This window comes from Halorubellus litoreus, from assembly GCF_037081675.1.
In the GTDB taxonomy this organism is placed as follows: domain Archaea; phylum Halobacteriota; class Halobacteria; order Halobacteriales; family Natrialbaceae; genus Halorubellus; species Halorubellus litoreus.
The window spans coordinates 740,871-761,544 of sequence record NZ_JAZAQL010000002.1; the positions used below are offsets into that span (position 1 = coordinate 740,871).

17 protein-coding genes are annotated in these 20,674 nt (G+C 68.5%); 8 read left to right on the forward strand and 9 right to left on the reverse strand.

Annotated elements, in window-relative coordinates; all coding sequences use genetic code 11:
* The first annotated feature begins 6 nt into the window (after positions 1-6).
* Entirely contained in the window at positions 7-615 is a 609-nt protein-coding gene (locus VYJ16_RS10960; RefSeq protein ID WP_336350342.1) for a response regulator transcription factor, read from the forward strand.
* A 26-nt stretch (positions 616-641) separates the two neighbouring features.
* On the opposite strand, the gene VYJ16_RS10965 is transcribed toward VYJ16_RS10960, so the two are convergent.
* From VYJ16_RS10965 to VYJ16_RS10985, 5 genes are all read right to left on the reverse strand, one after another.
* Complete coding sequence (locus VYJ16_RS10965) at positions 642-2,666, reverse strand: PAS domain S-box protein (protein ID WP_336350343.1); 2,025 nt, start codon at positions 2,664-2,666, stop codon at positions 642-644.
* Between the two features lie 153 nt (positions 2,667-2,819).
* Positions 2,820-3,974: an acyl-CoA dehydrogenase family protein gene (locus tag VYJ16_RS10970; RefSeq protein ID WP_336350344.1), complete on the reverse strand. Its 1,155-nt coding sequence runs from the start codon at positions 3,972-3,974 to the stop codon at positions 2,820-2,822.
* Between the two features lie 150 nt (positions 3,975-4,124).
* A complete protein-coding gene (locus VYJ16_RS10975) occupies positions 4,125-5,615 on the reverse strand; it encodes a hypothetical protein (RefSeq protein WP_336350345.1) in 1,491 nt (496 codons plus the stop codon).
* A 95-nt stretch (positions 5,616-5,710) separates the two neighbouring features.
* The gene (locus tag VYJ16_RS10980) at positions 5,711-7,369 is read right to left on the reverse strand and encodes a long-chain fatty acid--CoA ligase (RefSeq protein WP_336350346.1); all 1,659 of its coding nucleotides are present in this window, start codon (positions 7,367-7,369) and stop codon (positions 5,711-5,713) included.
* 101 nt (positions 7,370-7,470) lie between these two features.
* Complete coding sequence (locus VYJ16_RS10985; RefSeq protein WP_336350347.1) at positions 7,471-7,944, reverse strand: hypothetical protein; 474 nt, start codon at positions 7,942-7,944, stop codon at positions 7,471-7,473.
* Positions 7,945-8,026: 82 nt separating this feature from the next.
* On the opposite strand from VYJ16_RS10985, the gene VYJ16_RS10990 reads away from it, so the two are divergent.
* The 5 genes from VYJ16_RS10990 to VYJ16_RS11010 all read left to right on the forward strand — a co-directional run bounded on the left by VYJ16_RS10990 (position 8,027) and on the right by VYJ16_RS11010 (position 15,759).
* Positions 8,027-8,428 (forward strand): CBS domain-containing protein, encoded by a 402-nt coding sequence (locus tag VYJ16_RS10990; protein ID WP_336350348.1) that lies wholly within the window; start codon positions 8,027-8,029, stop codon positions 8,426-8,428.
* Between the two features lie 67 nt (positions 8,429-8,495).
* Positions 8,496-9,269: a creatininase family protein gene (locus VYJ16_RS10995; protein WP_336350349.1), complete on the forward strand. Its 774-nt coding sequence runs from the start codon at positions 8,496-8,498 to the stop codon at positions 9,267-9,269.
* Between the two features lie 229 nt (positions 9,270-9,498).
* A complete protein-coding gene (locus tag VYJ16_RS11000) occupies positions 9,499-10,596 on the forward strand; it encodes an aminopeptidase (protein ID WP_336350350.1) in 1,098 nt (365 codons plus the stop codon).
* 210 nt (positions 10,597-10,806) lie between these two features.
* Positions 10,807-13,152 carry a methyl-accepting chemotaxis protein gene (locus VYJ16_RS11005; protein WP_336350351.1) on the forward strand — a complete coding sequence of 782 codons (2,346 nt, stop codon included), beginning with the start codon at positions 10,807-10,809 and terminating at the stop codon, positions 13,150-13,152.
* Positions 13,153-13,425: 273 nt separating this feature from the next.
* Positions 13,426-15,759: a methyl-accepting chemotaxis protein gene (locus tag VYJ16_RS11010; protein WP_336350352.1), complete on the forward strand. Its 2,334-nt coding sequence runs from the start codon at positions 13,426-13,428 to the stop codon at positions 15,757-15,759.
* Positions 15,760-15,781: 22 nt separating this feature from the next.
* Here VYJ16_RS11010 and VYJ16_RS11015 read toward each other — a convergent pair whose 3' ends face one another.
* From VYJ16_RS11015 to VYJ16_RS11025, 3 genes are all read right to left on the reverse strand, one after another.
* Positions 15,782-16,444, reverse strand: coding sequence for an O-methyltransferase (locus VYJ16_RS11015; RefSeq protein WP_336350353.1), 663 nt, complete (start codon positions 16,442-16,444; stop codon positions 15,782-15,784).
* A gap of 75 nt (positions 16,445-16,519) precedes the next feature.
* Positions 16,520-17,662: an N-methyl-L-tryptophan oxidase gene (gene solA / locus VYJ16_RS11020; protein ID WP_336350354.1), complete on the reverse strand. Its 1,143-nt coding sequence runs from the start codon at positions 17,660-17,662 to the stop codon at positions 16,520-16,522.
* Between the two features lie 111 nt (positions 17,663-17,773).
* A complete protein-coding gene (locus tag VYJ16_RS11025; protein ID WP_336350355.1) occupies positions 17,774-18,721 on the reverse strand; it encodes a mechanosensitive ion channel family protein in 948 nt (315 codons plus the stop codon).
* A 93-nt stretch (positions 18,722-18,814) separates the two neighbouring features.
* On the opposite strand from VYJ16_RS11025, the gene VYJ16_RS11030 reads away from it, so the two are divergent.
* Both VYJ16_RS11030 and VYJ16_RS11035 read left to right on the forward strand, forming a co-directional pair.
* Positions 18,815-19,255: a dCTP deaminase/dUTPase family protein gene (locus VYJ16_RS11030; protein ID WP_336350356.1), complete on the forward strand. Its 441-nt coding sequence runs from the start codon at positions 18,815-18,817 to the stop codon at positions 19,253-19,255.
* Positions 19,256-19,397: 142 nt separating this feature from the next.
* Positions 19,398-19,733: a hypothetical protein gene (locus tag VYJ16_RS11035; protein ID WP_336350357.1), complete on the forward strand. Its 336-nt coding sequence runs from the start codon at positions 19,398-19,400 to the stop codon at positions 19,731-19,733.
* 49 nt (positions 19,734-19,782) lie between these two features.
* Here the strand turns inward: VYJ16_RS11035 and VYJ16_RS11040 are convergent, their stop codons facing one another.
* Positions 19,783-20,589: a BtpA family protein gene (locus VYJ16_RS11040; RefSeq protein WP_336350358.1), complete on the reverse strand. Its 807-nt coding sequence runs from the start codon at positions 20,587-20,589 to the stop codon at positions 19,783-19,785.
* Positions 20,590-20,674: the final 85 nt, after the last annotated feature.

Below are 20,674 nucleotides of genomic sequence, written 5' to 3' on the forward strand. Positions count from 1 at the left end.
TCGAACGTGGCAGCAAACGACGGACAAGAGGGAGGTGGTCCATCCGATGGGGGACTGGAGGTCCTCGTCGTCGACGACGAGTCGCGGCTGGCGGATCTCTTCACCGCCTGGCTGACGACGGAGTACGAGGTGGAAGCCGCCTACGACGGCGAATCAGCACTGGAACTGATGAGCGAGTCCGTCCAGGTCGTCCTCCTCGACCGACGGATGCCCGGGCTCTCCGGCGACGAGGTCCTCGAAGAGATCCGCGACCGCGGCTACGACTGCCGGGTCGTGATGGTCACCGCCGTCGACCCGGACTTCGACATCATCGAGATGGGGTTCGACGACTACCTCGTCAAACCCGTCTCCAAGGACGAACTCATGGAGGTCGTCGAGAGCGTGCAATCGCGCTCCACGTACGAGAACGACATCCAGGAGTACTACGCGCTCGTCTCCAAGAAGAGCCTCCTGGAGTCCGAGAAGTCCGAGCGCGAGCTCGCGGACAACGACGAGTACCAGGAGCTCACCGCGCGCGTCGACGAACTCCGCGGGCGCGTCGACGACGCGGTCTCCGGGATGGAGGACCACGACGACTTCGTCGGCGCGTTCCAGGACCTCCCCGGCGAACAGTAACCAGCAGTCACGACCACTCGCCTCCCTCACGCGCCGTCGACGTCCTCGAATTCGAACCGAGCGCCACCGTCTTCGTTCTCCACGACGTCCACCGTCCAGCCGTGCGCGGACGCCACTTCTCGCACCACCCAGAGGCCGATACCGAGGCCTTCGTCGCTCGTCGTGAACTCAGAGTCGAACGCGTGCTCGCGGATCTCCGCGGGCATCCCTGGACCGTCGTCGGCGACGTAGAACCCCGTTCGAGCCGGTGAATCGTCGCCGGCGAACTCGAATCCGCTGGCGTGACCGACCGCGAGCGGGCCGACGGTCACCGTGACGTCGCGCCCGCCGTGCTCGATGGCGTCGTCGGACTCCGTCCGACTGCTCGTGGAACCGTGTTCCACGGCGTTCCGGAACAGGTTCTCGAACGACCGGAGGAGCCGCGACCGGTCCGCGGCGAACCGGAGGTCACCCTCCACTTCGAGCGTCGCCGACTCCGTCTCGACGTTCGACCACGCTTCGCGTGCCAGCCCGACGAGTTCGATGGGTTCGGTCTCCGTGACCGTCTGCCCCTGTCTGGCGAGCGCGAGGACGTCCCCGATGATGTCCTCCATGCGGTCGAGGCCGTCCTTCACGTGCCCGAGGTACTCCGCGACCGCTTCGTCGCTCTCCTCTCTCGCGAGGTCCAGGTAGCCCTGTGAGACGCCCAGGGGGTTCCGGAGGTCGTGACTGACGATGCTCGCGAACGCCTCCAGTCGCTCGTTCTGGCGTTCGAGTTCCTGCTCGCGGCGCTTCCGTTCGGTGATGTCGCGGACGACGCCGACCGTTCCGCGGAACTCGTCGTCGTACGGGAGGAGCGCGATCTGGACCTCGCCGGGGTACGGGTCACCGGATTTCGGGCGGACCTGGACCTCCTTGGTCTCCGCCGTCATCTGGTTCCGCTCGTACATCTCGCGGACGAGCTGGCGGCCCTCGTCGATCGCGTCGTCCTCGAGGATGATGGAGATGTGCTCGCCGAGCAACCCCTCCCTCGAGTAGCCCGTCATCTCCATGAGGCCGTTGTTCACCGTCATGAAGTGTCCGTCCGAGTCGAGCGCGTACATGCCGTCGCCGACGGTCTCCACGAGGCGCTCGTAGCGCTTCAGGATGCGTTCCTGCTGGTCGATACGACCGCGGATCGCCATCGTGTCGAGCGCGTACGACACCGTCCGCGATATCTCCTCGACGCCCGACACCTCCATGTCGCTGAAGCCGTCGGGGTCCTTCGAGTACACGCCGAGGATGCCGTACAGTTCGTCCTCGACGTACAGCGGCGCGACGAGCGCGCTCCGACAGCCGCGGTCGCTCGCCGCTCGCCGCCACGGCACCGATATCTCGTGGTCGTCGACGTCCTGCACGACCTGGACCTCGCGCGTCCGGAGCGCACGGTCGACGACGCCGCCAGTGCCGACGGGGAACGTCGTACTCACCGGCCAGTCGTCGATGCCCGCGGACACCCACGGGACGACCTGGCCTTCGCCGCGGTCGTACTCGCCGATGAACGAGAACGCGTACCGGCCGCCGAGCGTGAGTTGCTCGCAGACCGCTGCTTCGATGTCCATCGGGGATTCCGCGTCGACGAGCGCGCGCTTGACGTCCCGGACGACGTCCTCCGGTCGATTCCCGCCGGGTGGTGCGGCGTCGCCACCGCCGGGCGTTCGGACGACCGAGTTCGCCACCCACCCCGCGAACGCGTCGTCGCTCCCGGGGTCACCGATGCCGTCGAGGTACTCGACGACCTCCATGATGGCGGCGCCGTCCCCGCGCTCGGTCCTGTACTCGGAGACGACGAGCAACGTCAGCTCGGGATGGCGTTCGCGCGCCGCTTGCAGTATCGCTGGCGCCGATTCGACGGTCGCGAGGTCGCTCACGACGCAATCGGGGTCGCCGGCGGCGAGCTGTTCGATGATGCCCTCGAAGCCGGCTGCGGTCTCGACGTCGACGTTCGGGTACGACCACTCGAGTGGTGCGGCGAGCCGGTCCCGTAGCTGCGCGTCGTTGCTGATGACGAGGACCGAGTTCGTCGAACTCATCTGGTCAACTCCCTGCCGGGGCTGTCGTGCGACGATGCCCCACGCTACCTACCTCCACCCTTGACCATTCCGGGTAATAATGCTTGCCGTCGCGTTCGACGACGGGGAGGGGCGTCGCCGTCGCACGGCCGTGCCGTGGCCGTCGCGTCGCGGTCAGGTCCCGGGGCGCTGGCCGTAGACGAGGTTCCGCTGGACCTCGCTCGCGCCCTCGTAGATGACGGGGATGCGGACGTCGCGGTACACCCGAGAGATGCGGCGGTCCGTGAGCACGCTCCGGCCGCCGTGGAACTGCATGCCCTGTTCGGCGCAGTCGACCGCCGTCTCCGTCGCCTTCGTCTTCGCCATCGCCGCCCAGTACCCCGAGTCCTCGTGGTTCGCGACCTTGTCAGCGGCGCGCCACGTGAGCGCTCGCGCGCTCTCGAACTCGATGAGCATGTCAGCGAGCCCGTGCTGGACCGCCTGGAACTCGGAGACCGGGCGCCCGAACTGCTCGCGTTCGTGCGTGAAGTCCCACGCCTCCTCGATGGCTGCGGCGGCGAGCCCGAGGCCGTGACCGGCGACGACGACCCGCCCCATGTTGAAGAACTCCGCGAGCATCAGGAACCCGTTCCCCTCGAACCCGATGACGTTCTCCTCGGGGATGCGTGCGTCGTCGAACGTGATGTGCGCCTGCTTGGACGCCCGGAACCCCATCTTCTCGGGGATGTGCTCGGCCTCGTACCCGTCGATGTCCGTCGGGACGATGAACAGCGTGTGGTTCCCGTAGCGGTTATCGGAGTCGTCCGTACGGGCGTAGAGCGTGATCCAGTCCGCCTCCACGCCGTTGCCGATCCAGTACTTCTCGCCGTTGATGACGTACTCGTCGCCGTCCTTCTCCGCGAACGTCGACACGCCCGACAGGTCGCTCCCCGTCTCGGGTTCGGACACCGCGAGCCCCGATATCTGGTCGCCCTCGGCGACCGGTCGCAGGTACTCCTCCTTCTGTTCCTCGTTCCCGTGGTCGTAGAGGATCTCGCACCCGAAGCTCGCGAGCTGGAGCGTCAGCGCGATGCCGGCGTCCGCGCGATAGAACTCCTCGGTCATCGCGAGCAACTCGTGGAGCGAGAGCCCGCGGCCGCCCCACTCCTCGGGGATGTCCTGCGCGACCAGGTTCGCCTCCTGGCCGGCCTCCAGGATCTCGTGGGGGTAGTCGCCCGTCCGGTAGTACTCCTCGGCGTTCGGCGCGATGTGTTCCTCGGCGAACTCGCGCGCCTCCTGCTTGATGTCGCGCGCTTCCTCGGGGACCACGCTATCGTCTAGCAGTTCCATACCCCGGCTTCGGGCCTTGGACACAAATACGGTCGGGCCGCCCGACCCGAATCGCGCCGGAAACCGCCGGTTCGTTGCCTCACGAGTCGGTCGAAGCGGTCGACGCCTCCAAGCGACCGAGCGCGCCGTTCCCGTGACCGAGCGCGCCGTTCACCCGTAACTCATCGCGTACGCGTCGCCGTCGTACGTGAACGTGAGGCCGCTGCTATCGGGGTCGATCCAGGCGACGGTCTGGACGACGTCGCTGGGCTCGGTGTGGTAGACGACGGCGTCGACGTCGCTCGCGGCGCGGAGTTCGACGATGGCGTTCCGGAGGGCGTCGCGCTGGAGGACCTGCTCGGTGATGAGTGGGACTGCGTCCGCGTCGTCGGCGAGTCGTTCCAGCCGGAGGGTGGCGACCGCGCTCTCGTCTGGCGTGGTGTGGAGGTGGCGGACGCCGTCGCGGTCGGTCGCGTGGTCGACGGCGCCGGTGCCGTCGACGCGCGGTGGGTTCCCGACGAGCGTGAAGAGCGCTGCCGTGGGACGCCCCGAGCCAGGGTTGTCTCCCGGGAGCGCGAGCGTCGCGGGGTACGCGAGCGCGTATCGCCCCTGGCCGAGTCCACCGACGGCACGCCGGTCGTCGTCGCTGGGGGCGTCCGCGTCGGTGTGGAGGGAGAGTGCGACCGTGGACGTCGTTCCAGGGTAGACGGGCCGGTCGCCTGGCGCGTCGGCGCGCCCGGTGAGTGGAGCGATGGGATACCAGCGGTCGTCCTCGAGCTTGTAGAGCGCCCACGCGCTCTCGTCGACGACGATGCGACGGTACGTCTGATTGTAGAGCGCGAAGCGAGCGGTCGTCGACGGCAGTCCGAACTGCTCGCTCCGCGGGCGCAGGAAGAGGTCAGCGTTGGCCTCGTGGTACCAGCGCGTGCTCGCGAACCCCGGGAGTGAGGGGACGTCGACGTCGGCGTACGCGGAGTCACCGGGTTGCTCACGGGTGAACGAACACACCGAGAACCCCCAGCCTGCGTCCGCCTGGAACCGGTACGTCCCGGGGTGCAGACAGCGGTCGTTCGCCCACGGCGTGACGAGGTAGTACTCGCGCTCGAACGCATCCCCGGGGGCGAGCGTTCGCGTCCCCGTGGTCGCGTCCTCGGGGCCGACGGGGAGTTTCGGCCGCCAGCACCCCTGGTCGCGGCGGACGAGCGCGTCGAACGGCGCACCGGCGCGTCGCGGCACGAGGAACATCGGGCGCGTCGACCCGTCTTCCGTCTCGTGAACGCCGCGGTACGCGCTCAGGGGTGGCGTCGCCCCGGCGGCGAGTTCGACGGGCTGGTCGGCGCTCTCGAGGACCTGGACGCGAGCGTACACCGTCGCGGGGTCGTCGCTCGACGGCACGGTCGTGAACCCGAGCGTCACCGCGACGTCGTCCGGGATGCTACTCGGGACGGTGATGGCGACCCGGTGGTCGTCGTTCCCGGGGACGGCGAACCCACGACTGACGCCCTCACTGGGCGGGTCGAACGACATCTCGGTGGTGGATTCGGTCGTGGTGTCGGACACCGCGAACGTCTCCCGTGGGCGCTCGCTGTCGTCGAGCATCGAGCATCCCGCGGTCGCGGACGCCGAAGCGGTGAGAGCTGCGAGGAGGGCACGGCGGCGCATACGCGTTCGTTCCGGCGCACGAACGAAAAAAGGTGCGACGTCCCGAACCGACGAGGGCTCGAGACCGGCACCCGACGGCTACGTGGTGCGTCTCGTCACTCGTCCTCGGGTGCGGCCTCGTCCGGGACCTTCCCCTCGACGAGACTCTCGTCGGCGTACTCCTCGCGCAGTACCTTCTTGTCGAACTTCCCGGTCGCCGTCTTCGGGACCTCCTCGATGAAGAGGACGTCGTCGGGCACCCACCACTTCGGGTACTCCGCTTCGATGGTCGCGAGCACCGCCTCCTTCAGCGCGTCCGAATCCGCGCCCTCCGAGGGGACGACGAACGCGACCGGTCGTTCCTGCCAGCGCTCGTGAGGGACGCCGATGACGGTCGCCTCCGCGACGTCGTCGACCGCCATCAGCGCGTTCTCCAGTTCCACGCTCGAGATCCACTCGCCGCCGGACTTGATGACGTCCTTCGCGCGGTCCACGATCTTCACGTACCCCTCCTCGTCGACCGTGACGACGTCACCGGTCTTCAGCCAGCCGTCCTCGAAGTCCTCCTCGTTCGCCTCCGGGCGCTCGAAGTACTCCTGGGTCACCCACGGGCCCTTCACCCAGAGCTCGCCGAAGTCCTCGCCGTTCCACGGTACCTCAGTGCCGTCGTCGCCGACGACCTTCATCTCGAGCCCGGGGACGAGGAGGCCCTGTTTCGCGCGCTTGGCGTACCGCTCGTCGTCACTGATGTCGTCCATCCCGGGCTTGAGGTGGCTGGCGGTGCCGAGCGGACTCATCTCCGTCATCCCCCACGCGTGCAGGACCGTGACGTCGAACTGCTTGTCGTACGTCTCGATGAGGGACTCTGGTGCGGCGCTCCCACCGATGACGATGCGGTCGAGCGACGACAGGTCCACCTCGTTCTCCTTCGCGTACTCGAGCAAGCCGAGCCAGACCGTCGGCACGCCCGCGGTCACGGTCACGCCCTCCTCCTCGATGAGTCGCGCGACGTCCTCGGGCTCCGGCGAGGGGCCGGGATAGACGTGCTTCGCGCCCGCTGCCGTGCACGTGAACGGGAGGCCCCACGCGTTCACGTGGAACATCGGGACGAGCGGCATCACGACGTCGTCCGCGCCGAGGTCGAGCCCGGACTGCGGGAGCGTCGCCATCGTGTGCCCCCACAGCATCTCCTGGGTGTACTCCACGCCCTTCGGCTTCCCCGTCGTCCCCGACGTGTAACACATCCCAGCGGGCTGGTCGCCCGAGAGGTCCGGCCAGTCGTAGTCGGTGTCGTGGCCCGCGACGAAGTCCTCGTAGCTCGTCACCGGGTCCAGGCTCGTGTCGGGGACCTCGCTGCTCGTGACGACGAACTGCTGCACGCCGTCGAACGCCTCGTCGTCCGCGGCGCCCTCGAGTTTCTCGAGGAGCGACGGACTGACGAACAGTATCTGGTCGTCGGCGTTCTCGACGATGTACTGGATGTGGTGGTCGGGCAGCAGCGGGTTGATGGTGTGGAGCTGCGCGCCCATGCTCGGCACGCCGAAGTACGTCTCGAAGTGCCAGTGGTCGTTCCAGCAGAACGTCGCGACGCGGTCGCCGTGCTCGATGCCGGCGTCGTCGAGCGCGTTCGCGAGCTGTGCGACGCGGTCGGCGTACTCGCCGTACCCGTAGCGTTTCTGCCCTTCGAGTGTCCGCGAGACGATCTCGCGGTCCTCGAAGAGTCGTTCGGCGCGCCACAGGAACGGTCGAAGGGTCTGTGATGAACCTCCTGGCATGGCATGCACTCGACCCGGCAGGGGCTTGTGCTTTGCCCACAACCATCTCGGTTGCCGGGACTCGAACGCGGCGCCACCACCCGGCGCGCTCGGGGCGTGCGCTACTCGCAGGGGCCCGCTTCCAGGGTCGCGTCGTCGTCGGTTATCGTGACGTTCGCGGACGGATTCGCGTCGCCGCAGTCGACGAGCCCGACCGCGAGGTACGTGCGGCCGTCGGGGTCGCCGTCGTGGACGACGTACACGAACCGCGACCCGGTCTGGCTGGCGTCCGCGGTCGCGGTCCCGTTCGGGAAGATGGGGATGGCTTCGCGGGACGTGTTCGCTGGCACGCGGACGGTGGTCACGTCGTCGAGTGAGTCGACGTCGCCGGGCTGGGTCGTCGTGGACGAGCCGTCGGCGCGTTCGAGTACCACGGTCGCGTCGGCGTCGACCTGGTACACTTCGACGACCGCGGTCCCGTCGCGTTCGTTCGAGATGGACAGCGTCTCGGCCGGTTCGCCGCCGAGGACGGCGAACCCGGCGACGGCGACGAGGAGGGCGAGGACGACCCCTGCGAGGAGTCGGGTTCGTTCCACGGTCGTCCTCACGACCTCGCCGGGGTAAGCTTTGGGTACGCCCGGCCACAACCCATACTTCGGCGGTCCGCGAAGCGGCCGTATGGACGTCAGCGAGCTCATGACGACCGACGTGGTGACCGTGCAGGTCGACGACTCGATGTGGGACGCGGCCGACCTCATGCTCCGGCATAGCGCGGGGAGCGCTATCGTGTACGACGGCGAGAAACCCGACGGCATCGTCACGCGCACGGACGCGCTCCGGGCGGCGTACCTCTCGAAGACCGCGCTCGGCGACATCGACGTCTCCCGCGAGATGAGCAGTCCGCTCGTGACGACGACCGCGACGACGAGCGTCGCGGACGCCGTCGACGAGATGGCCGAGCACGACGTCAAGCGCCTCCCCGTCGAGGAGGACCTCGACGTGGTCGGTATCGTCACGACGACGGACATCGCTCGAGCGCAACCCGAGATACTCGCCGCGTCCGACGTCGTCGAGGACTGACCGTTCGAGGGCGGACGCGCGTGCCGGTGCAGTAACCTCTTTCCCCGTCGCATCCGCCACGTCGACCATGTACCTGCCCGACCACGCGTGGCCCGACCTCGGCGAGTACTTCGAGCGCGAGTCGCTCGCACTCGTCCCCGTCGGTTCAACCGAACAGCACGGCCCGCACCTCCCCGAGTCCACCGACCACGTCATCGCCGAGAACCTCGCTCGCGAGGCCGCCGACCGCGGCGACTACCTCTGCACTGCGCCCGTGAAGGTCGGCGTGAGCACGCACCACATGCAGTTCCACGGGACGATGAGCGTCGACCCGCCCGCCTTCCGCGACTACGTGGAGAGCCTCACGCGGAACCTCACCGCGCACGGCATCGACCGCGTCGTGTACGTGAACGCCCACGGCGGGAACATGCAGCACCTCCGCGAGGTCGGCCGCCGCCTCCGCGAGGACCGCGACGCCTACGCCGTGGAGTGGATGTGGGATGAGTCCATCCCCGACCTCGTCGACGACCTGTTCGAACACAACGGCCCACACGGTGGCCCGAAGGAGACGGCGATGCTCATGCACCTGGACCCCGAGAACGTTCACGAAGAGCGCCTCGAGGAAGCCAGGGACGGCGGCCGCGTCCACCTCGAAGACGGCGACCCGACGATCCACGGTGCGCGCAACTACTACGACGCCATCGACAACTCGCCGAATGGCGTGTTCGGCGACCAGACCGACGCCACCGCCGAGAAGGGCGAGCAGTTGTTCGAGGCCGCGACCGACGAACTCGTCGCGCTCTGCGACTGGCTCGACGACCGCGCGTTCGACGACCTCATGGCGAAACCGCACGTCGACTGACCGGGTCGCCCTCGCGGGCCGCCACCGGTCCTCACATCCCCGGCTGCCGCCCCTCACGCCGGCCACCGCCGCCCCTCACGCTGGCCACCGCCGCCCCTCACGCTGGTCACCGCCGCCCCTCACGCTGGTCACCGCCGCCCCTCACGCTGGTCACCGCCGCCCCTCACGCCGCCCGTCGCCAGCCTCGTGTTTCGAAACGAATATCCCGTCACTCTGGCAGTATTTACCTATGGACGAACGCCTCCAAGAGCACGCGGAGATCATCGTCGACCACTGTACGCGCGTCGAACCGGACGACAACGTTCTGGTGCAAGCACCGACCGAGGCGGAGGACCTCGGTGTCGCCGTCATGGAGAAACTCGGTGACATCGGGGCGACCGCCACGCTCAACCTCGGGTCGAGTCGCGCGAGTCGCGCGTACCAGCTCGCGATGGACGACGACGACTGGGAGACCCCCGAGCACGTCCTCGCGATGGCGAAGGAGACGGACGTCTCCATCTCCATCCGCGCGGACTCGAACACGTTCGAGTCCAGCGACGTGCCGCCGTCGACGAACCAGGCGCGCCAGAAGGAGATGCGGCCGCTGATGGACGAGATGATGGACAAGCGCTGGCTGCTCACGCAGTACCCGGCGCCGGGGAACGCGCAGGACGCCGAGATGAGCACGGAGGCGTACGCGGACTTCGTGTTCAACGCCGTCAACAAGGACTGGGACGAACAGGAGGCGTTCCAGGCGAACATGGTCGAGATCCTCGACGACGCGGACGAGGTCCGCATCGTCTCCGGCGACACCACGGACGTCACGATGTCGGTCAGCGGGAACCCGACGAAGAACGACTGGGCGGAGCACAACCTCCCCGGCGGCGAGGTCTTCACTGCACCGCAGCCCGAGAGCGTCGAGGGCGAGGTATTGTTCGACATGCCGGTGATGGTGCAGAGCCGCGAGATAACGAACGTCCGCCTCGTGTTCGAGGACGGCGAGGTCGTCGAGCACTCCGCGGACAAGAACGAGGAGGTCCTCACGTCGGTCCTGGAGACCGACGAGGGCGCGAAGCGCCTCGGCGAGCTCGGCATCGGGATGAACCGCGACATCGACCAGTTCACGTACAACATGCTGTTCGACGAGAAGATGGGCGACACCGTCCACATGGCCATCGGGCGCGCGTACGACGACACCGTGGGCGAGGACAACGAGGTCAACCAGTCCGCGGTCCATCAGGACATGATCGTCGACATGAGCGAGGACTCGCGCATCGAGGTCGACGGCGAGGTCGTCCAGCGCAACGGCACGTTCAAGTTCGAGGACGGGTTCGAGGACGAGGCCTGAGGAGCGAGCTACCGGGTCGAGGGAGTGGGTAGGATTCTTTGTAGCACGGTGGCGTCTGGATAGGTGGGCGCTCGGCGTGGTGGGGTCCTCCGGGACCGTACAATGAGGAACGTTCTCGTGACCCTTTGATTGTGGGTGTCGTTGTCGAACGGACGATAACATATAATATTTCAGAAACTTATAGGTGGCTTGGTGGTGGGTCCTTACCCGATGGGGTCTATCATACGACGACTGGTTCCAGGACGTCTCCGACGGAACTACGCGACGAAGTTCTTCCTCGGGCTCCTCCTGGTCACCGCCGTCGCGGGTGGCGTGGGTGGTTTCGTCTACGTGAACGCTGGCGACCAGCTCCAGGACGCGACCGAAGACGAACTGACGACCACCGCGTCCCTCCAGCGCGACCAGATAGACGAGTGGTACCGCGGGACGACGAGCAACATGCAGTCGCTCCGCGTGAGCGTGTCGACGATGCAGGGCCAGCCCGAGTACTCGGGCGAGGCGATAGGGAACGCGCTCTCCGCGACCGTGGAACGACGCGAACACGTCGTCGCCGCGTACTACGGTGACTCGCGCGACGGCGAGCTCGAGATAACCTCGGGCGACCAGCGGTTCATGAAGATCGGAGGGGCGGGCGCCGGGACGCTCCGCGAACCGATACGGAAGGCGTCGGTGCAGGCGATGAACGAGAGCGGAGCCGCGGTCGGCAGCACCGCTCCCTTCCAGATCAGCGGCGACGAGGCACCGTACATGTTGTTCGCAACGACCGTGAACGGGAACCGGAACGAGACCATCTTCCTGGTCGCGGACGTCCGCTCGGTCGGCGAGGACTACCTCCTCGACCACGAGTCGGGGACCGTCGTCCTCACCGACGCCGAGGGACGCGCGCTCGCGTCGACCGAGGAGAACTACACGCCGCTCGCGGACGCGAACACGGCCGGGTACGACCCGAGCGCCGCCGACACGCGCGACGGCGACACCGCATTCAACTCGCGCGTCGAGGTCGACGGGCAGGCGTACGCGGTCGGGTCCGCGGTCGGCGAGAGCGTCCCGTGGACGGTCGCGACGCGCGTCCCGACGAGCGACGCGTACGCGCTCCAACACGCCATCTCCAACCAGATGCTCGTGCTCGTCGCGCTCGTGGTCGCGAGCCTGGGCATCCTCGGGATGACGCTCGGTCGGAACACCGTCGGGTCGGTGCGCGAACTCTCGGACGCCGCGAACCGCCTACAGGACGGCGACCTGGAGGCGACCGTCCCGACCGAACGCTCTGACGAGATCGGCGACCTCGGGCGGGCGTTCGACGACATGCGTGCGTCGCTCCGCGAACGCATCCAAGAGGTCGAACGGGCGCGGACGAACGCCGAAGCCGCTCGACAGGAGGCCGAGGCGATGCGACGGCACCTCGAACGAAAGGCCGACGCGTACGAGGCGACGATGACCGAGGTCGCTGACGGCGACCTGACGGCGCGCCTCGACCCGGACAGTCGCTCGGACGCGATGACGTCGGTCGCGGAGGCGACGAACCGGATGCTCGACGCGATCGAGGGGACGGTCGCGGACGCGAAGTCGTTCGCGGCGGCCGTGGAGGCAGCGAGCGACAGCGCCGCCGAGTCCACTACCGAGGTCGAGCGCGCGAGCGAGCAGGTCACCGAGTCCATCCAGGAGATCTCGGTCGGCGCGGACCGCCAGCACGACAACCTCCAGTCGGTGAACGTCGAGATGGAGTCGCTGTCGACGTCCACCGAGCAGATCGCGGCGACGACGAACGACGTCGCGGAGCGCGCGGAGGCGACGGCGAAGGCCGGACGCGAGGGGCGCGAAGCCGCCGAGGACGCCATCGCGGGCATGGAGGACGTCGAGGCAGAGTCCGAGGAGGCCGTCGAGGCCATCGAGGCGCTGGAGGCGGAGATGGCGGCGATCGACGAACTCGTGGAGTTCATCGCGGACGTGGCGAACCAGACGAACATGCTGGCGTTGAACGCGAACATCGAGGCGTCCCGTGGCGCGAGCGGCGACGGCGACGGCAAGGGTTTCGCGGTGGTCGCTCAAGAGGTCAAGGACCTCGCACAGGACACGCAAGACGCGGCGGCGGACGTCGAGGAGCGCCTGGAGCGAATCCGGGCGGAGACCGACCGGACCGCAGCGGAGGTCCGCGCGACCAAGAAGCAGGTCGCGGCGAACGCCGAGGACGTGCGCGCTGCCGCCGGGGCGTTGTCGACGATCGCGAAGCAGGTCGACCGGACGAACGAGGGCGTCCAGGAGATCTCGGCGGCGACCGAGGAGCAGGCGGCGAGCACCGAGGAGGTCGTCGCGATGGTCGAGGAGGCGACGACCATCAGCGAGGAGACGAGCGCGGAGGCGGAGACGGTCGCCGCGGCCGCCGAGGAGCAGACCGCGAACCTCTCGGACGTCTCGGGGCGCGTCGAGCACCTCGCGTCACAGGCTCGCGCGCTCTCCGAGCACCTCGCCGCGTTCGACGTCGGGAACGAGGCGGTCGACGTCGACGCGGACGCGGCGGCGGTGCCGTTCCAGTTCGGGGAGTCCCCCGCGAAGTGACTGGGACGGTTCGGGTGGGTGGTGCGTCGTTGCGGGTTCTTCGTCCGGGGTGCGCGCGAGCGCGCTGCCGGTGACTCGCGGGTCGTCAGCGCATCCGTCGATTCGTGCAACGTTCCCAGTTACTGATTCAATATCTGTCTTCGTAAAATCCGGCGCCGCCGCCGAGATTCTACATAGTTACGTACTGGAGTATGTTTGGCTAGGCGACACACCCGACCAGGTAATCCGCTATATATATTAACGAGTGTTCAGTCTGCGCGGCCGATGGGATTGATGGGGCGAATCTTGCCGGACGCGGTCACGGACAGTCTCCGAACGAAGTTCCTCGTCGCCGGGGTGGTGGTCGTCCTCGTGCTGGGCGGCATCGGTGGCGCGGTCTACGGCGCAGTGAGTCAGAACATGAGCGAGGACGTGCGCACCGAGTACGTCGAGGACGCGACCGTCCAGAGCCAGCACCTCGAATCCACGATAGATGGCCTGGAACGACGTGCGACGACGCTCACGCGGATGCGGCCAGTGCAGAACGACGTCACGGGCGATTCGGCGGTCCTCCTGCGGAACGCCGAGGACCCGTCGTACGTCGCCGCAGCGGTCTACGTCAACCGGACGAGCGGAGACACGCTCGCTCGCGCCGGGAACGACTGGGGGTTGTTCAAACCGAACAGCACCGACCTCACCGCCGAACACATCGAGCGCGTGAACGCGACGCAAGGCGACGCAATCGGTGAGGTCGGCGTCTCCGACCCGGTGCTCTTGCGGAACGAGATGCCGCCGGTCGTGTTCATGGCGACGCCCGTCGAGGACCACCCGCATCGGTCCATCGTTCTCGTCGTCGAACTCCCGGAGCTCTCGCGGACCACGCTTCCCGCGACCAGTGACGGCTCGTACGCGGTCGTCGACGACGAGGGTACGACCGTGCTCTCACAGCACGAGTCGGAGCTCATGGCGTCGGACCAGCTCGCGAACGCCGGCCTTGACCTCTCCAGGTCGTTCGACCGCGTGGAGAACGCCAGCGGCGTGTCGAAGGTCGTCGGCGTGGCGAGCGTCGACGGCACCGACTGGTACGTGACGCGACGGACGACCGCGGAGCACGCGTTCGCCGTGCAGCGGTTCGTCGAACTCGGCGTCGCGGGGATGCTCGGCGCGCTCGCGCTCGTCCTCGGCGTCGTCGGGATGACGCTCGTTCGCGGTACCGTCTCCGGCATCTCCTCGCTCTCGGAGGACGCCCGACGGCTTCGCGAAGGCGACCTCGACACCGCAGTCGAGGTCGACCGCCGGGACGAACTCGGTGAACTCGGTGACGCGTTCGACGAGATGCGCGTCTCCCTCGGCGACCAGATCGCGGAGGCCGAGGCAGCCCGAGAGGAGGCCGAGGAACGCCGGCGTGCGGCGGACGCGTTCAGCGACCACCTCAAGGAGCGCGCGGAGGCGTACAGCGACGCGATGGACGCCTGTGCGGACGGTGACCTCACGCAGCGCCTCGAGGGCTCCGAGCAGAGCGAGGCGATGACCGCGGTCGCGACGTCCTTCAACGAGATGCTGGACGACCTGGAGGAGACCGTGCGCGCGGCTCGGGAGTTCGCCGCGGCCGTCGAGGACGAGTCCGGGAGCGTCGCGACGTCGACGGACGAGGTCCGGAAGGCGAGCGCGCAGGTGACCGAGTCCGTCCAGGAGATCTCGGTCGGCGCGGACGAGCAACGGGAGAAGCTCGACGCGGTGAGTTCGGAGATGGAGAGTCTCGCGACGACGACCGAGGAGATCGCGGCGTCCGCGAACGAGGTCGCGGACACCGCGGCGCGGTCCGCGACGGTCGGCCGCGAGGGCCGCGAAGCGGCGGAGGACGCCATCGAGAGCATGGAGGAGATCGCTGGCGAGACCGCGGACGCGGTCAACGAGATCGACGCGCTGGAGGCGCAGATGCGCGAGGTCGACAAGCTCGTGGAGTTCATCAGTGACGTCGCGCACCAGACGAACATGCTGGCGCTCAACGCGAACATCGAGGCGTCCCGTGGTGCGAGCGGCGACGGCGACGGCGGCGGGTTCGCCGTCGTCGCCCAGGAGGTCAAGGACCTCGCTGCGGAGGCGAAGGACGCGGCGGAGGACATCGAGGGCCGCCTGGAGCGCATCGACGAGCAGACCGCGAGCACGGCCGAGCAAGTCCGCGACGTGAACGAGCGCGTCGCGGCGAACGCGGAGGACGTCCGCGAGGCCGCGGCGGCGCTCGACGAGGTCGCCGAGCACGCCCAGGAGACGAACACGGGCGTCCAGGAGATCTCGGCGGCGACCGAAGAGCAAGCGGCGAGCACGGAGGAGGTCGTCGCGATGACGGAAGGCGCGACCGAGATCGGGCATCGCACCGCGAGCGAGGCGGAGACGGTCGCCGCAGCGGCCGAAGAACAGACCGCGAACCTCTCCGACGTCTCGAACAGCGCCGACCGGCTGAGCGACCGCGCCTCGGACCTCTGGAACGCCCTCGAAGCGTTCGAGGTCCACGACGGCGACGGTGACGACGGGTTCGACGACGGCGACGGTGACGACGGGTTCGACGACGACGCGGACCCGTTCGAGCCCGCGACCCCGACGACCGACGGCGGCGTCGACGAGTGACGCGGATGCGGCTAGCTAGCAGTCAATCGACGCGGTAGCTGACGGCGATACCTTCGCCGAGCGGGAGGACGATGGTCTCGAAGGCGTCGTCGTCGCGGACCGCGTGGAGGTACTCGGCGATGCCGTTCGTGGCGTCGCTCGCGTCGTCGAGCGCGCCGTCGTCGGCGAAGTGCGCGAGGAGGTCGTCGAACGAGATGATGCCCGCGGTCAGGGCGTTGTCGGCGACGACGACCCCGCCCGGGGGGACCTTGTCGCGGACGGCGTGGAACGCCTCGGCGTACTTCTCCTTCTGGTGGTCGATGAGGACCGCGTCGAACGGGCCGTCGTAGCGCTCGATGGCGTCCATCGCGTCCCCGTGCTCGTACCGCGCGACGTCGTCGAACCCGGCTCGCGTCATGAACTCGCGGGCGTCGTCGAGCTCGTCCGCGTCGAACTCCGTCAGGACGACCTCGCCGTCGTCGGGGAGCGCTTGCGCCCACCAGTACGCGCTGTACCCGAACCCGCTCCCGAACTCGAACACGCGCTCGGCGTCCACCATCCGCGCGAGCATCCGGAGCGTCCCACCGACCGCCGGGCCGACGTGCGGGAACCCCATCTCCGCTGCGTACTCGTCCATCTCTCGGGCGAGCGCGTCGGGCTCGGGCGCGGTCGCCTCCACGTACCGCTCGACGTCGTCGTAGTCCATGCCCGAGAGTGCGCCCACGGACACCGTAAGGATTGCTCCGCCTGTCGCGCACTCCCCGCCGCCGCGAGCGAATCCTCAGTCCGCGAGCGCGTCGCGGTCCAGCCGGAACGCGTCGACGGGGAGGTCGGTGTCGCCGTCGACGGCGAGATCAGCGAGCACCTCGCCGATGGCGCTCGCCATCTTGAACCCGTGCCCGGAGAACCCCGCGGCGACGACCACGTGCTCGTGCTCGGGGTGCGTGTCGAGGACGAAGTCCATGTCGGGCGTGTTCGTGAACATGCACGTCTCCAAGCCCATCGTCGGCCCGTTCGCGCCCGGGAACTGCTCGCTGAGCGCGTCCCGGAGGAGCGCCTCGTCCTCTCGCGTCGGCTCGTCGACGTCGTCCGGGTCGACCGTCTCGTGGAGGTGATGGTAGACGCCGACCTTCACGCCGGGGCGGTCGTACCGCGGGAACCCGTAGTACTCGGTTCCCTCGTCGTTCTGCGTGAGGAAGACGGGGAACGCATCGGGCGTGAACGCGTCCGGGTCCGTCGGCGGCTGGAACCACCCGAGCACCTGGCGTTCGGGGACGGCGACGCCGTCGAGGTCGTCGAGGAGGTCGCCGGTCCACGCGCCCGCCGCGAGCACGAGCCGGTCCGCACGGTACGTCTCGCGGTCCGTCTCCACGACCACACCGTCCTCGGTCGCGCTCCAGTCGGTCACTGCCTCGCGAGCGTGGACGGTCCCGCCAGCGGCGTGCGTTCGCTCGACGTGCGCGCTCACCGCGCGCTCGCAGTCCACGAATCCACCATCGGGCTGGACGAGGACGTCGTAACCCTCGGGCAGCCCGTACCCAGGGTAGCGGTCGTTCAGTTCCGCGCCCGTCATCGTCTCGTACTCGAGGTCGTGGGTCTCGCACGCTTCGCGAGCGTTCGCGACCAGGTCCGCCTCGGGCGGGCACGCGTTCACCGACCCCGTGATGTGTAAGAGGTCGCGGCCGGTCGCGGACTCGAGGTCCCGCCAGTTCTCGTACGCCCGCTCGAGGAGCGGGACGTAGTCCGGGTGCTCGTGGTACGCCTTCCTGATGATGCGCGTCGACCCGTGCGACGACCCCTCGTCGTGCGGAACGTCGAAGCGCTCGATACCGAGCACGTCCACGCCCCGTTCGGCGAGGTGGGCGCACGCCGCACTCCCCATGCCGCCGACGCCGACGACGAGAACCTCGTGTGATTCGACCATGCTCGAACTACTCGCACCGCCGTCTTCAAGTTCCGGTCGACCGCGACCGTCGAGGATCGACCGCGACCATCCGCGTCCGAGCGGCCGCGACCATCCGCTCGCTGCGGTGCATCACCGGAACCGGCCGACCGGGTAGCTGATGCGCTCCGGGTGGTCCTTGAACGCGGTGAGTATCGCGGCGTAGAGGTCGTTCTCCGCCGCCTGGATGTTCCGCGGGTCGACGAGCATGCGGACGTGCAGTTCCACCCACGACTCCGCCTGCTCGACGTTCACCGTCGGCCGGTCGCTGACGTCGAGGTCGACGGGCGTCTCCTCGAGATGGTCGCGGTACTCGGCGATGCGGGCCGCCATCTCGTCGCCACAGTAGTCGTCCGCGACGTCGCGAGCCAGATCGCGCGCGAACGCGAGGTCGGTCTCGTATGACACCTGTACCGTCGTCTCCGTCCACACGTACGGGAACTCCTCGTTCGTGTAGTTGTACACCTCTTCCTGGAGGACGACGCTGTTCGGGACCGTCACCCGTCTGCCCGAGGGCTGGTGGGACTCCACGAGGTCGCCGTGGACCTCCCAGAGCGTCGTCACGAGGAAGTCGATCTCGACGACGTCGCCGCGCGCCTCGTCGATGCGGACGCGGTCACCGACCTGGAACGGCCGCATCGTCATGACGTACACCCACCCGAGCAGGGAGAACATCGGCTGTTGGAGGGCGAACGTGACCGCGAACCCGACGACGCCGAGGCTGAACAGGACGCCAACCCACTGGTCGGTGAGTGCACCAGCGACGCCGACGGCGCCAGCGAGCCCGAACGCGAGCCGGAGGAGGTTCCGGAGGTCGTGCTGGCGGCGGCGGTCCGCGCTCCAGCGGGCGACGACGCGCGAAGCCAGCAGGTACCCGCCATAGGCGGCGAGTGCGACGGCGCCCGCGAGCAGGGCTTTCAGCGTCCACACCTCCACCGTCGTCAACGTACGCGAGGCCGTCCAGGTGCTTCGGAGGACGTTCACGCCGACGAACAGTCCGGCAGCGGCGAGCAGCGAGCCGTAGCCGACCGGTCGCTTCACGCCCACACCCACACCACGCCCCCACTAATGCCTTCGGTCACGGCAGAGCCGTCGCCGTGGGTCTTTTTCATCCGGCCGCCCCTAGGACGACGCATGCCGGAACTCACCGACGTCGTCGATGGACTGCTGCATCCCGAGACGCAAGTTGACGAGCGCGGCGTCGACCTCACGGTCGCTGCAATCCACGAGGTCGCCGCGCCGGGTCGCGTCGACTTCGGCGGGGACGAACTCGCGGAAGCCGACCTCGAACCCTGCGAGCTGACGCGTCGGAACCCCGACGACGAGTACCAGTGGTGGCATCTCGACGCCGGCCAGTACGTCGTCCAGTACAACGAGTTCTTCGTCGGCGAGGACCCGATGCACCTCCAGGCGCGGAACAAGGTGCTCGCCCGCGGCGCCTCCCATCCCTCGCTCCGCGTGGACGACCACCTGCCGCTCGTCCCGCTGTCCGTCGGCGGCGAGGGTATCATGATCAAGGAGAACGCGCGAGTGTCGACGCTCCGGCCGCTCGTCCCCGGTCCGGTCGACGGATAGACTCGCACATCGGACGCGGTCGTTCCACCACTCCTCGGTTCTGTCCTGAACGCTCGGTAACGACGCGTTACCGAACGCTGTAGGCTTCGAACCCTGCTACCGCAACCAATCATGTTAATACCTAACACGACGTATTAGTAACGTGAACAGATTCAACGAAGTGCGGGACGACCGCGTCGGAACGGCGACCCCGGCGGTCCTCTGGACGACCTACGAGACCGACGGGTTCGTCCACGCAGTCGCCGACGTCCCGGCCGACATCCCGAAGGCGAACCTCGGGTTCGCAGCCACCGACACCGAAGCCACGGTCTTCGTCGGCAGCCCGCTCGGGCCGCGCTGGACGGTGTCTCTCCCCACGCTCGTCAACCCCACGCCGACCACCGTCTCCTACAACAACGGCATCGTCGAGGTCGTCTTCACGGAAGCAAGCACCGACCCGCTCGACGCCATCGACGACTCCAGCATCGAGACCGCGTAGGCCGACCCCGACTGCGGGCACCCGCGTTCGACGGCACTCCCGTCCGCCCTCAATCCGTCCCCGACCCGACGACCTCGCGAACCCGGTCCGGGTCGACGCGGTTCGTCGTCTCCGCTCCCTCCTTGAGCGCCGTCCCGACGATCACGCCATCGGCGACGTCGAGCGTCGCCGCGACGGTCTCGCTCGTCACGCCACTCCCGACGAACAGCGGCGTCTCCGGCGCCACCGCGTCGAGCGTCTCCCGGACCGTCGCGAGCGTCTCGTCGTCCGTCGGCCGCCCGGTCCCCGACCCGGAGACGACGACGCCGTCCGCGAGTCCGCGCTCGACGACGTCCGCGACGCGCTCCGCGAGCGGCCGTCCACCGAGCGGTGCGGCGTGCTTCACGTCGACGTCGGCGAGCACTGCAACGTCTGCGTCCAACCGCTCCCGGCGACGCATCGTCTCGAACGCTCGCCCCTCCAGGACGCCCTGGTCGGTGACGCTCGACCCGACGTGGACGTTCACGCGAACGAACTCGCCGCCCGCCGCCGCGGCCGCCGACAGCGCCGCGTCCGCGTCGTTCCGCAGGACGTTCACGCCCACCGGGATATCCACTGCCTCGACGACCGCGCGAGCGAGCACGCTCACGTCCGCGACCGTGTGCGTCGGCACCTCGTCCGGATAGAACGGTGCATCACCGAAGTTCTCGACGAGCACCGCGTCCACGCCACCCGCCTCCAGCGCTCTCGCGTCCGCTATCGCTCGCTCCCTGAGTGCCGCCCGGTCCCCGTCGAACCCGGGCGCACCCGGCAGCGGCGGTAGATGCACCATCCCGACCACCGGCGACGCCGTCCCGAACCGCGACTCCAGTTCCATACCGAACCGCTCGAATCGCCCACACAAAGACCGTTCCGACTCGCTACCGGACTCGCCGCGTCCAACCAGCCACGTCCCCATTCCA